The organism is Serratia sp. CY43202 (assembly GCF_052168755.1).
Classification (GTDB): domain Bacteria; phylum Pseudomonadota; class Gammaproteobacteria; order Enterobacterales; family Enterobacteriaceae; genus Serratia; species Serratia bockelmannii.
This window is the reverse complement of record NZ_JBJNMB010000002.1, coordinates 464,074-475,633: the sequence shown is the minus strand read 5'-3', so window position 1 is coordinate 475,633 and position 11,560 is coordinate 464,074. Positions and strand designations below refer to the sequence as shown.

The 11,560-nt window shown below is 55.0% G+C and carries 11 protein-coding genes; 7 read left to right on the top strand and 4 right to left on the bottom strand.

Annotated features, from left to right (window positions below; genetic code table 11):
• Positions 1 to 21: 21 nt before the first annotated feature.
• On the bottom strand, positions 22 to 213 hold the full coding sequence (locus ACJ8J5_RS04075; RefSeq protein ID WP_033632845.1) for an FmdB family zinc ribbon protein: 192 nt from the start codon (positions 211 to 213) through the stop codon (positions 22 to 24).
• A gap of 254 nt (positions 214 to 467) precedes the next feature.
• On the opposite strand from ACJ8J5_RS04075, the gene ACJ8J5_RS04070 reads away from it, so the two are divergent.
• From ACJ8J5_RS04070 to cmoB, 5 genes are all read left to right on the top strand, one after another.
• On the top strand, positions 468 to 1,046 hold the full coding sequence (locus tag ACJ8J5_RS04070) for a hydrolase (protein WP_043143030.1): 579 nt from the start codon (positions 468 to 470) through the stop codon (positions 1,044 to 1,046).
• A 53-nt stretch (positions 1,047 to 1,099) separates the two neighbouring features.
• Complete coding sequence (locus ACJ8J5_RS04065; RefSeq protein ID WP_089180536.1) at positions 1,100 to 1,915, top strand: DUF72 domain-containing protein; 816 nt, start codon at positions 1,100 to 1,102, stop codon at positions 1,913 to 1,915.
• 102 nt (positions 1,916 to 2,017) lie between these two features.
• On the top strand, positions 2,018 to 2,413 hold the full coding sequence (locus tag ACJ8J5_RS04060; protein ID WP_004932387.1) for an MAPEG family protein: 396 nt from the start codon (positions 2,018 to 2,020) through the stop codon (positions 2,411 to 2,413).
• 102 nt (positions 2,414 to 2,515) lie between these two features.
• Entirely contained in the window at positions 2,516 to 3,259 is a 744-nt protein-coding gene (gene cmoA, locus ACJ8J5_RS04055) for a carboxy-S-adenosyl-L-methionine synthase CmoA (protein WP_049209177.1), read from the top strand.
• Entirely contained in the window at positions 3,256 to 4,227 is a 972-nt protein-coding gene (gene cmoB, locus ACJ8J5_RS04050) for a tRNA 5-methoxyuridine(34)/uridine 5-oxyacetic acid(34) synthase CmoB (protein ID WP_414104434.1), read from the top strand. The genes cmoA and cmoB overlap by 4 nt, the downstream gene beginning before the upstream one ends.
• 36 nt (positions 4,228 to 4,263) lie before the next feature.
• On the opposite strand, the gene ACJ8J5_RS04045 is transcribed toward cmoB, so the two are convergent.
• Entirely contained in the window at positions 4,264 to 6,354 is a 2,091-nt protein-coding gene (locus ACJ8J5_RS04045) for an FKBP-type peptidyl-prolyl cis-trans isomerase N-terminal domain-containing protein (protein ID WP_442520469.1), read from the bottom strand.
• Positions 6,351 to 6,755 (bottom strand): hypothetical protein, encoded by a 405-nt coding sequence (locus tag ACJ8J5_RS04040; protein WP_414104432.1) that lies wholly within the window; start codon positions 6,753 to 6,755, stop codon positions 6,351 to 6,353. The genes ACJ8J5_RS04045 and ACJ8J5_RS04040 overlap by 4 nt, the downstream gene beginning before the upstream one ends.
• 437 nt (positions 6,756 to 7,192) lie before the next feature.
• Here ACJ8J5_RS04040 and ACJ8J5_RS04035 point away from each other — a divergent pair, with 437 nt between their 5' ends.
• Positions 7,193 to 9,013: an exopolysaccharide biosynthesis protein gene (locus tag ACJ8J5_RS04035; RefSeq protein ID WP_414104431.1), complete on the top strand. Its 1,821-nt coding sequence runs from the start codon at positions 7,193 to 7,195 to the stop codon at positions 9,011 to 9,013.
• A 323-nt stretch (positions 9,014 to 9,336) separates the two neighbouring features.
• On the opposite strand, the gene ACJ8J5_RS04030 is transcribed toward ACJ8J5_RS04035, so the two are convergent.
• Positions 9,337 to 10,146 (bottom strand): integrase, encoded by an 810-nt coding sequence (locus ACJ8J5_RS04030; protein WP_099817177.1) that lies wholly within the window; start codon positions 10,144 to 10,146, stop codon positions 9,337 to 9,339.
• A 124-nt stretch (positions 10,147 to 10,270) separates the two neighbouring features.
• On the opposite strand from ACJ8J5_RS04030, the gene ACJ8J5_RS04025 reads away from it, so the two are divergent.
• A complete protein-coding gene (locus ACJ8J5_RS04025) occupies positions 10,271 to 11,452 on the top strand; it encodes a HEPN/Toprim-associated domain-containing protein (protein ID WP_099817176.1) in 1,182 nt (393 codons plus the stop codon).
• The last annotated feature ends 108 nt before the right edge of the window (positions 11,453 to 11,560 follow it).

Genomic DNA, 11,560 nt, shown 5'->3' with positions numbered 1-11,560 from the left:
GCGGCTGTTATCTGATAAATTCTACTTGTTACCCGGTTTAAAATCCGTCGCATACCACCCGGTGCCCTTAAGCTGGAAGCCGGAGGATGAAATCAACTTGGTCAACGCGGGCTGCCCACACGCCGGGCAGTCTGCCAGCGGCGCATCGGAAAATTTTTGCAATTTCTCTAACCGATGGTTGCAAGCACCACATGCATATTCATAAATCGGCATAGGTCGTTGGATTAAAGAGTGTTGAAAAAAGGGAGTCATTATAAAGGAAATTCATCCGCCCGATAAGTGCGAACACAGCATTGTTACTGCACTAAATGGCGCGTTTTTGCTCGAATCAACACATCGGTTAACAAATTTCCCATTAACCTGCGACAGTTTTTTCACGTAGCCTGATTCTCCCCCGGTTTTGCGCCGAACGCAGCTCGCCCGACGCGCCGAACAGTTTTTATCCACTTCGCAACGAGATGAAATCCATGCTGAAACTTGACGCCCAAACCACCGCTCTGGTGCTGATCGATTTGCAAAATGGCATTCTGCCCTACGCCGGCGGCCCGCACGGCGCCGAGCAGGTGGTGGCGAACGCCGCCCTGCTGGCCGCGCGTTTTCGTCTGCTAGGCGCGCCGGTGCTGTTGGTGCGCGTCGGTTGGTCAGACTCCTTCGCCGAAGCGCTGAAACAACCGGTGGATAAACCGGCTCCCGCGCCCGCCGGCGGTTTGCCGGCCAGCTGGTGGGAGTTCCCCGCGCCGCTGGCGGTCTGCGACAGCGATATTCTGATCACCAAGCGCCAATGGGGCGCCTTCTACGGCACCGATCTGGACTTGCAGCTGCGCCGTCGCGGCATCAAGTCTGTGGTGCTGGGCGGTATTTCCACCAATATCGGCGTGGAATCCACCGCCCGCGCCGCCTGGGAACACGGCTATGAGCTGGTGATCGCCGAAGACGTCTGCAGCGCGCAGAACGCGGAAATGCACCGTTTCGCGTTCGAACACATCTTCCCGCGTTTGGCGCGAGTGCGCGACACCGGCGAAATTCTTGCCGCGCTCGACCGGTAACGTTAAGTTGTAGCCTGATAAGCCAAGGATAAGTAAAGGAAGACGACGCCGTGATCTACATCGGACTGCCCCAGTGGCAACATTCAGCCTGGAATCGTATCGGGCTGCGTGACTTGGCGGATTACAGCCGCTACTTCAACTGCGTGGAAGGCAACACCACCTTCTACGCGCTGCCGAAGCTGGACATCGTGCAGCGCTGGCGCGACATGACCGGCGACGATTTTCGCTTCTGCTTCAAATTCCCGTCGGACATCAGCCACAAGGCCGCCCTACGCAACTGCGCCGCCGAGCTGCAGGCGTTTTACCACTGCCTGAGCCCGGTGCATCAACGCATCGGGCAATTGTGGCTGCAGTTGCCCGCCGCCTTCGGCCCCGACGAGCTGCCGCGCATGTGGCAGTTCTTCGAAAGCCTGCCGCAGGAATTCACCTACGGCGTCGAAGTGCGTCATCCGGCATTTTTCGCCAAAGGCGAGGAAGAGCGCGCGTTGAATCAGGGGCTGCATCAGCGCGGCATCAATCGGGTGATCCTCGACAGCCGCCCGGTGCATCACGCCGCCCCCCATACCGCCGCCGTGCGCGATGCCCAGCAGAAAAAACCGAAGCTGCCGGTGCACGCTCTGGTCACCGCCGACCAACCGCTGGTGCGCTTTATCGGCGGCGACCAATTGGCCGACAACCTGCGCTGGTTCGAAGCCTGGCAGCAAAAACTGCCGCTGTGGCAGCAACAACATCAACCGTATCTGTTTATTCATACGCCGGACAACGGCGATTCACCCCAGCAAGCGCAAAAAATTTGGCAGCAGCTGCGCCGGGCGATCCCCGATTTGCCTGCGCCGCCGGACTGGCCAGAGCAAGATGCACTGTTTTGACCTATTAATCTGACCAATAACATCAAATATTTCCCCGCGACAGTGAATACAATGACGGCTATGATGCTGGCTGCCAGTTTTGGTTAGGGAACGGAGTTAAAAATGGTAAGCGCGCTTTATGTAGTGCTCGGCGCATTGTTGTTGATCAAACTCTCTTATGACGTAGTCAGATTAAGGATGCAGTACCGCGTAGCCTACGGCGACGGCGGTTTTTACGAATTGCAGACCGCCATCCGCGTGCATGGCAACGCCGTTGAATACATTCCTATCGCTGCCGTATTGCTGGTGATCATGGAGATGAACGGCGCGGAAATCTGGATGATTCACCTTTGCGGCCTGATGCTGATGGCCGGGCGACTGGTGCATTACTACGGTTTGCGCAACCGCGAGGTTCGCTGGCGTCGTTCAGGCATGGCCGCGACCTATATCTCTTTGTTGTTGATGGTTCTGGCAAATATCTTCTATCTGCCCTGGGATCTAATTTTCAGCCTGCATTGATCCCGTTTTATCATCAGGCGGCCGCGCCGCCTGCTTCCGCTCCGCTTTTTTACGCTTTTCTGTTAGACTACGCAGCTTCGAATTCTGAACTGATTTGCCGCTATGCCAAACCGCGATACCCTTTTCTCCGCCCCCATCGCCAAACTGGGCGACTGGACCTTCGACGAACGCGTCGCCGAAGTGTTTCCCGACATGATCCAACGCTCCGTTCCCGGCTATTCCAACATCATCTCGATGATCGGTATGCTAGCCGAACGCTTTGTGCAACCCGACAGCCGGGTGTATGACTTGGGCTGCTCGCTGGGCGCGGCGACGCTGTCGATGCGGCGGAATATCAAGGTGCCTGGCTGCACTATCATCGCCGTCGACAATTCGCCGGCGATGGTGGAACGTTGCCGCCGCCATATCGACGCCTTCCGCGCCGACACGCCGGTCGACATCATCGAAGCCGACATTCGCGACATCGACATCGAAAACGCCTCGATGGTGGTGCTGAACTTTACGCTGCAGTTCCTCGAGCCGGCCGATCGCCTGCGTCTGCTGGAGAAAATCTATCGCGGCCTGCGCCCAGGCGGCGCACTGGTGCTGTCGGAGAAATTCAGCTTTGAAGACGCCGAAGTCGGCGAACTGCTGTTCAACATGCATCACGATTTCAAACGCGCTAACGGGTACAGCGAGCTGGAGATCAGCCAAAAACGCAGCATGCTGGAAAATGTGATGCTCACCGACTCGGTAGAAGCGCACAAAGCGCGACTGCAACAGGCCGGGTTCGAGCATGCCGAAGTGTGGTTCCAGTGCTTCAACTTCGGTTCGCTGATCGCCCTGAAAGCGGGAGAGGCGCAATGATCGAGTTCGGTGATTTCTATCAGCATATTGCCAAGAGTCCCCTCAGCCATTGGTTGGATACCCTGCCCGCGCAGCTCAGCGCCTGGCAACGCGAATCGCTGCACGGCAAATTCAAACAGTGGTTCAACTCGGTAGAACATTTGCCGACGCTGACCCCAACCCGCCTCGATCTGCTGCACGGCGTGCGCGCCGAAATGGAGCCCGGCCTGTCGCCGGGCCAGCTCGAAGGCATCGAGAAAATGCTGCGCACCCTGATGCCGTGGCGTAAAGGGCCGTTCTCGCTGTATGGCATCGATATCGATACCGAATGGCATTCCGACTGGAAGTGGGATCGCGTGCTGCCGCACATTTCTCCGCTGGCCGGCCGCACCATTCTCGACGTTGGCTGCGGCAGTGGTTATCACCTGTGGCGCATGATCGGCGCCGGTGCCCACTTCGCCGTAGGCATCGATCCCATGCAGCTGTTCCTATGCCAGTTCGAAGCGGTGCGCAAGCTGTTGGGCGGCGATCAGCGCGCCCACCTGCTGCCGCTCGGCATCGAGCAGTTGCCAGATTTGGCGGCGTTCGACACCGTGTTCTCGATGGGGGTGCTGTATCATCGCCGCTCGCCGCTTGATCATCTGTATCAGCTGAAAAATCAGCTGGTGGCTGAAGGTGAACTGGTGCTGGAAACGCTGGTGGTGGAAGGCGCTCGCCACCAGGTGCTGGTGCCGGGCGATCGTTATGCGCAGATGCGCAACGTGTATTTCATCCCTTCCGCCGAAGCGCTGAAGTGCTGGCTAGAGAAGTGTGGCTTCGTCGACGTGAAGATCGCCGATATGTGCGTCACTAGCCTCGAGGAGCAGCGCCGCACCGACTGGATGACCAGCGAGTCGCTGGCAGAATTCCTCGATCCGAACGATCGCAGCAAAACGGTCGAAGGCTATCCGGCGCCCCTGCGCGCCGTACTGACCGCCAAAAAACCCTAGTACTCGCTAATCGGGCCGGCCTGCGCCGGCCCGAATTCACCCGTTACTGACATCGACAATTCGCAGCTCATAGACCATCGTCGCGTTCGGCGGGATCTGCGGCGCATAGCCGGTTTCACCGTACGCCAACGCCGGCGGCACCACCATCGTCAGCGAGCCGTGATTTTTCAGGTGGCCGATCGCCTCGCGGAACAACGGCGGATAGGCGGAGAGCGGCTGGGACATCACCTTCCCACTGCGATCCATATCCTGAATCACGCGACCGTCGGTTAAACTTTCTTTCACCACGATGTCCACCCGCGCGTTTTCCTTAATGGCCTCATCACCCGCATAATCGATGCGATACCAGAAACCGGCAGGCGACTTCTGCGTACCCTTCTTCTTTTTAAACTCGGCGACGAACGCCTCACCCTTGCTGGTCTGCGTCTTCGCCGCCTGGTTTCTGGCGTCATTTACCGCTTTTTCCGACTCCGCCAGTGCGCTGGTCAACTGCGCATCGCTCAACTGGTAATGGCCGCTGAAGGTATCGATCACGCCCGCCAGCAGCACGGTTTTGTCGGGCGTGATACCCCAATTTTTACGTTCCGCCAGCATCGTTTGAATATCGCGCCCCAAAGCGACACCGGCGGCGTAGCTCTGTTGCTCCGGCTTTTTCTTGAGCGACTGCGTATCCGGCAGCCATTTAGCCCGCGATCTCAGCCCATCCAGTTCCTCGCGCAAGGCTTGCTGTGCCTGTTGCGCGGCCGCCAGCTCCGTCGCCGTTTTATCCGCCTGTTGTGCCGCTTTATTCCGTAGCTGCACTGTCTGCGCGTTTTCCGTCGTCAGCGCCGCCAGACGCTGTTCCAGCGCCTTAGCCTGCTCGGTTTGCGTTTTGTTTTTTCCCTGCAGCGTTGCCAACTGCTGCTGAAGTTCACCCGTCGCTTTGGCGGCCTCGGCCTTTTGCTGTGCCAGCGCCATCTTCAGGTTTTGCTCTTGTTGCTCAGCCTGTTGGCGTTGACCATCACGCTCTTTCTGCAGCTGAGTCAGCTGCTGCTGAAGTTCAGCCGCAGCCTTGGCGGCTTCGACCTTTTGCTGCGCCAGCGCCGTCTTCAGGCTTTTTTCTTGCCGCTCGGCCTGTTGGCGTACGATATCCCTCTCTTTTTGCACCTGCGCCAGCTGCTGCTGAAGTTCACCCGCAGCCTTAGCGGCTTCCGCCTTTTGCTGCGCCAGCGCCGTCTTCAGGCTTTTTTCTTGCCACTCGGCCTGTTGGCGTACGATATCCCTCTCTTTTTGCACCTGCGCCAGCTGCTGCTGAAGTTCACCCGCAGCCTTGGCGGTTTCGGCCTTTTGCTGCGCCAGCGCCGTCTTCAGGCTTTGCTCTTGCTGCCCCCCCTGCTGCCGTTGACTCTCCTGCTCTTTTTGCAGTTTCGCCAGCTGCTGCTGCAGTTCGCCCGTCAGCCTGGCAGCCTCGGCCTTCTGCTGTTCCAGCTCAGCGGCGGCCGCTTTTTTATCCTGCTCATAACGTTGGCGCGCTTTATCGTGGGCGGTCTGCACCGCGGCCAATTTCTCCTGCCAGGCGTTATCCGCCTGGCCAGGCAGCACCGCCAGCCGTTGTTCCAGCAAGGCAATACGCCGATCGCGCTCCGCGGTTTGTTGCTTTTGCCGCGCTAACGCCGCTTGCGTTTCGGCGATCTGCGCCTGAGCCTTACGCTCCTGCGGCGTCAGGTTCAGCGCCTGCCGCACGCCGCTGGCGAAGTTGCTCAACGCGCTCAGATCGGGTGCCGGTGACGGTTTGTCGGCAGCCGTCAGGGTGGACGCGACGCGCAACGCGGTCAGCTCCTGCTGCAGTGATTGAATTACCGTCTGCTGTTGCTCCAATCGGGCCTCTTTCTCGCGCAGCGCCTTTTGCCACTGCGCCAGCTGCTTCTTATGCGCCGCCGTCTCACGCGTTTGAACCGGCCGGGATGCTGACTTTTGTGGGGCCTGGGATTGAGTGACTGCGGTATCCGCTGCCGGTGCATCTTGCCGCTGATAGCGCTCGGCAAACTGCAATAACGCCGGCACGTCGTCATCCGCAGCGACCACCGCCGGCGCAAACGCCAACGCTATCATCAGGCTCAGTAGCGCCTTTCTCGCACGGAGAGTCATTGGGCGCGTTCTCCACGCTCAGCCAGGCCGGTCATCATGGCAGAACTGATGTCTGCGCACAGACGGCTGGTGCGATAACGATACAGGGCGTCAACGGTTTCCTGCGTGCCCGTGTTGACCCGCTGGCGTACCCCGGCATACTGCGCCGCGCCGCCCATCAAAGTATCGAACTCGCGTTTGAATTTTTGGTATTTTTCGTTATCCATACCGCGCATGGCATCCAGCTCGCGCTGGCACTGCTGCAAGCGCTCAGCTTCACGCTGCCGTTTGTCTTGCTCGGCAACTTCTTCCGCGCTGGGCGGCTTACTTAATGTAGAAACAGGCCGCTTGGCGGTCTGGCAGCCGGTCAGGGCCAACGTCAGCAAAAGCGCAGCGGTCAAACAGTGTGCCGTTCGGGTCATTATCGTTATCTCCTTGTAAAGTCCGCCGTCGGCGTGCTCTGTGGCTGCGCCGACGGCTCTCCTCAATTGATGCTGTGATGTTCCGGCCATAAAACCGGCGGTGAGCAGGTATAAAATGCAGACGCGATAATGAGCGGCAGAGCGCAAATCATTCACCACGCAAATAAATACCAAAAAATCATTTAATATCATGATATTTAAAGGATTTTAACTCACAAATTTATCAGCAGGGCATAGCGAGCGCAAGAAGAGATGGGGCCGCCGACCGAATAACAGCGTTGAAACGGTGCTGCGTCTTTACAAGGTACCAGGCCAATCCATGCTCCACTTTCCGCGGCCTGAACTTCACGCTGTATCAGCACCCAGCAAACCTCATCGACTTTTTGAAACGTCCAGCCTGATTGAGAATAGTGTTGCCAACCAACAGGAGAAATTTCATGAACAATATGATTAGTGTTAATAACATCAGTGAATTGCGTAATCTGACGCCAGTTACAGATGACCAGATTGTCTTTTTAGTTTCTCACACCGCTGGACACTTCACCGGAGGCGGCGAATTCTATTATGCGAAAACGGATACAACCAGTGCGGACAATAACGGTACCGTGGTGGTTACAACGGGAGGAGCGCGCTGGAAACGACTGGATCAGAAACTGACTTTCGATCACTTCGGTGCCGATCCTAGTGGCACTTCCGCCTCTGACGCAGCAATCAGCGCGACATTAAACTATGCCGCGAGTTTAAAAAACAAAGTGGTCTATGCTTCGGAAAATGCTCAATATCTGCTGACCAGCACTCAACCTATCAACGTCGCAAATGGCGTCACAGTCAGAGGATCCCGCCGCGGTATTGCTCAAGGCCCTGCAAGTCTTACAAACAATGGCCCTAATCGGGCAGGCCTTGCTGACGATAGTGCTTTCATCATCAAAAAGCCGGCAGGTACGGTTTGTTTCGCCTGTGATAAGAACGTTGTCTTTGATGGGTGGTCGTTCCTCTATCCAGATCAGAAATATACTGCCACCCAGCCGGAGGCGTTTGTTCCATACGGAGCCACCATTACCGCAACCGGCGCTCTGTCAGTCGCCAACTGCCGTTATGTAGGCGCCTATGATTTTGTTGAAGCTCGTGGAGAAGCCAACAGCTTTGAGAATATCTACGGTTGGGCAGTACGCTGCGACTACAGGGTTTATGAAAGCAGGGACATCAACAGATTTACCAATGTTCACGTCAATGCCAACGTCGTGCGCCCGACAGAAAACGCGGTGACTGCCTCTATCGCCGTAGCCGGTTCTTGTGCTTTCAATCTCGATCGCCACGACAATACGTTTATGGTGAATGTATTCTCTTATGGCAAAAAGATCTTTATCAAAACTACAACACAAGGAACTTCCTATTTAGGCGGCCTTAGCCTGAGCAATTTCATGGCAGACAGAAATGGTACCGGAATTGATATCGACTCGGATTCCTCCGCCAATATTCAAATCGCCAACGGTTCTTATATTAATGACTATGGTGATACCGTTGGAGGGTTCCTGGTATTAAGAAAGTCTACTGGCCAATCAAATATTACCCCAGTGCAAATCAGCAATGTTAACTTCGCTACCGCTAATGGACCGAAGGGTTCACTCTCCCCTCAGGCCATTCGCTTCGAAGCGAACGGCGGGTATCAACTTTCATTCAGCAACACCGTCATGCCAATGTGGACGAACGGCAGTCTGAACAATGAAGCGGGTTACAACATTCTTAGAGGCACACTGAGCATTGCGCAACGCAGCTATCAGCTACATGCGGCTCCGCTAAATTGTTTGACGAACAGCAATATGATCGCCATCGGTGCTGACAAACAGCCTGTTGGCTGGTTTATTGACGGGAATCTGACGGCGGATAGCAATATCCTGACCGCCAATGGAGACAACCCGGCTTATAAAGGTTTGGGTCAACGTATTCATCGGAGCATGGGATTGAGAACATTCTGGGCCATCGCATCCTCTATCGGCGATCAATCTACCGCGCAAGCTTCGACTGGCATTTGGGCCCGCTCGTACAACGATAATTATACCGACACTGTCGAGAGCAATGAAGCTATTCCCTGGATACGCATCGGCAACCTCTACTACGCGCGTTTTGTCATGAACAACAATCGCACTATCCACGATATCCTGGTCAATCCCGGAAGTGGCAATAATGCGGTGCGCGTTTTAAACTGCGGCATTACTCCGGGCGAAGTCTTCAACTTCTCGCCCGATGCAAAGCACTAATCATCCGCAAAATAAAAAAAGATCCACGTCAAGCATTGGCGAATGCAGATTGATAGAAAAAAGACTATATAAGACGTGGAGTTAGCCCTACTTTGATCACCTTACAGAAGAACGTCATTGTGGGCTAGGTGCCACATAGGAGCATCGCGATAGGAAGCCTGAGCATGCTGCATCAGTGCCAATAGCTCGCAGACGGCGGATACCCTCTCGTCTCCAAGAACGAAGAACGCACGGCCCAAAGCTGCGCGTTCGAGGCATCGTCACCAACGGAAATGCATTACTCACCTTCCAGGATAACGCGCCTCAAAGGCACTGCGTCTTCCTTAAACACCGTTTACATGGGAGGGCGCTTTCACAGAAGCTAGGGACGCGGTGTTGTGGAGGCGGATCGCGGCTTCGTGCTCCCTGACCAACTTTTGGAAAGACTCAAATGTTCGATGAGCGCGATCACACTGAATTTCCAGGTGTTCGACGATATGCGGCAGCGTCAGGGCCGGAGTCTCCCCAAAGCCGTAGGTCACGGCACCTGTAGCCTTGTTTACCTGTCGCGTCACCAAATTGGAGATCCCGAGCACGATCCGAGGTGAGAACCGATGGTTGTAGGCGTTTCGGAAGTCGTGGGTAGCCGCCTGGTAGTCCTTGGCTCCGACTTTCTCCAGTCGAGTCTTGAAAGTGTTGTAACGCTTCCAAGCTTTCCCGTACTTGTCTGCCGCATCGAACCAAACCTCCCCATCCAGCGGAAATTCGTCCTTCCATATAGCCCCTTGCTTCGCGCGATTGGCTTGATGACACAGATGCGCAGAGGCGAAAATGAAGCGCGAACGGATTACATATGGCAGATTGAGCGCGACAGTAGCCACCGGATCAACGAAATCAACGGCAGCATCCAGTTGCTGCTGTTGAGCCATCGGAGCCAGCAGGTCGCGCCAAGCAGCCAACTGATGCGTGTAACCTACGAGCTCGTTCAGCGCGTTTGCCAATTCTCCGGAGAACTCGTTGAACATCTGACTATAGGGCAACCAGACCATATGCAGAGCCTGAGGAAGTGCCCCCCATTCATATGGGGCGTATTTCCCCTTAAAAGGAGTGCTCTCCAGCATCCATCGGTATTGTCGATAGGTTTCGATCGTCATATATTTTACGATAGTAGACCACGCTCGTCACTAGCCATAGATTGGCAATGAGGCCAATAAAAAATAGCACCAAAAAACCGTTCATAACTGAGGCACAGCCTCCTTATTGCATAGAGATTTTTAAATGTCCAGTTGGGCCGATATCAAGTTAGATGGACAAACCATCCTCACCACTCAAAATCACTTCAGTACATGGTTCTTTCGCAATAAGGAGCGAGTGATTGAAAAGAATCCCACGACGGGCGACACCCTCTATAAGTATGTGATGTCGGGTGAAACCCTGCGGCGACGCTTGGAGTTGGATGGCCACAACATGGCAAGCCTCCAGAGGGAGTTCAATAAGCAACTTGCACAGATGAAATCTGACTGTGAGGAGATGATCGACATTGACCCTGATGGCAAGACAAAAGAACTGTTGCCGATCCTAGCCGAATCGACACTTGCCGACTGGCTACAGAGGCTTCGAAAAATTGTTGAGCAAAAGTTAGAAAGAATTCATTTTGGTGAGGTCGACAAGGAATTCGGTGACACGTTGCTCAACTTTATGATGAGCGCCGATGGATACTATTTCAGTGACAATCCCGGAGCTGGCGACTACAACTTCCCTTGCCAAACATACGAGGGCTACGCAATCGCACTACTTGAGGTACTTCCGAAGAATATTGAGTGCGTTCTTGACATCAGCGAACTGATAGCAGGTGGCTGGACAAATGCCTTCGATGACTTGGTTGAGTTCAAACAGGATTTCACCACTTTCTATGGCATCTTCAAAGCATCACTTGAGGACATCTCGGCGTTAACACAGATTGCACCTGATAACAAAACACTGGCTCGCATGCTCTATGCCGCCGTGATCTCTGCAATGGAAACCTATCTCTCTGATACCCTCAGGAAACAGGTATTCGTGAAGCCAGCGATCAAACGCAGATTCGTTGAAGCGCACGGAAAATTTAAGGGCAACCATCTTGACTTGAGCGACATCTACACATGGCTTGAGAAATTGGATTCGTTTATTACTGATGTCATCGACTCAGAGAGCTTCCACAATATCGTAAGCGTCAACAAGCTGTACAAGAATGTGCTGCTGACCGATATTCCAAAGCTACACATGGACAAGCTGGTGAAGGCCATCGCAATACGCCATGACATTGTTCATCGCAATGGCAAGACCCTCGACGGGATCATCCATCAACTAACGATGGATGAGGTTCACCAGCTCGTCCTGGATGTCGACGCCGCCATTCAGCACATTGACAAGCAGATCAAAGATGGGCTTCTAGACGATCTTGACGAAGAAGATCTATGACAAATTCGCAAGACATGAGTGCCGGAAGACCAGCGACATACTTTGCGGAGCCGACAGCTAGATAACACACCACCGGCAAACTCAGTCCGGCGACGCCCACCTCCCCTC

Bases quoted from the DNA above. Each gene is read 5' to 3' on its own strand.
- ACJ8J5_RS04060 (WP_004932387.1), top strand. From the start codon at position 2,018: ATGGTAAGCGCGCTTTATGTAGTGCTCGGCGCATTGTTGTTGATCAAA.
- cmoB (WP_414104434.1), top strand. From the start codon at position 3,256: ATGATCGAGTTCGGTGATTTCTATCAGCATATTGCCAAGAGTCCCCTC.
- ACJ8J5_RS04025 (WP_099817176.1), top strand. From the start codon at position 10,271: ATGTCCAGTTGGGCCGATATCAAGTTAGATGGACAAACCATCCTCACC.
- ACJ8J5_RS04035 (WP_414104431.1), top strand. From the start codon at position 7,193: ATGAACAATATGATTAGTGTTAATAACATCAGTGAATTGCGTAATCTG.
- cmoA (WP_049209177.1), top strand. From the start codon at position 2,516: ATGCCAAACCGCGATACCCTTTTCTCCGCCCCCATCGCCAAACTGGGC.
- ACJ8J5_RS04030 (WP_099817177.1), bottom strand. From the start codon at position 10,146: ATGACGATCGAAACCTATCGACAATACCGATGGATGCTGGAGAGCACT.
- ACJ8J5_RS04075 (WP_033632845.1), bottom strand. From the start codon at position 213: ATGCCGATTTATGAATATGCATGTGGTGCTTGCAACCATCGGTTAGAG.
- ACJ8J5_RS04070 (WP_043143030.1), top strand. From the start codon at position 468: ATGCTGAAACTTGACGCCCAAACCACCGCTCTGGTGCTGATCGATTTG.
- ACJ8J5_RS04040 (WP_414104432.1), bottom strand. From the start codon at position 6,755: ATGACCCGAACGGCACACTGTTTGACCGCTGCGCTTTTGCTGACGTTG.
- ACJ8J5_RS04045 (WP_442520469.1), bottom strand. From the start codon at position 6,354: ATGACTCTCCGTGCGAGAAAGGCGCTACTGAGCCTGATGATAGCGTTG.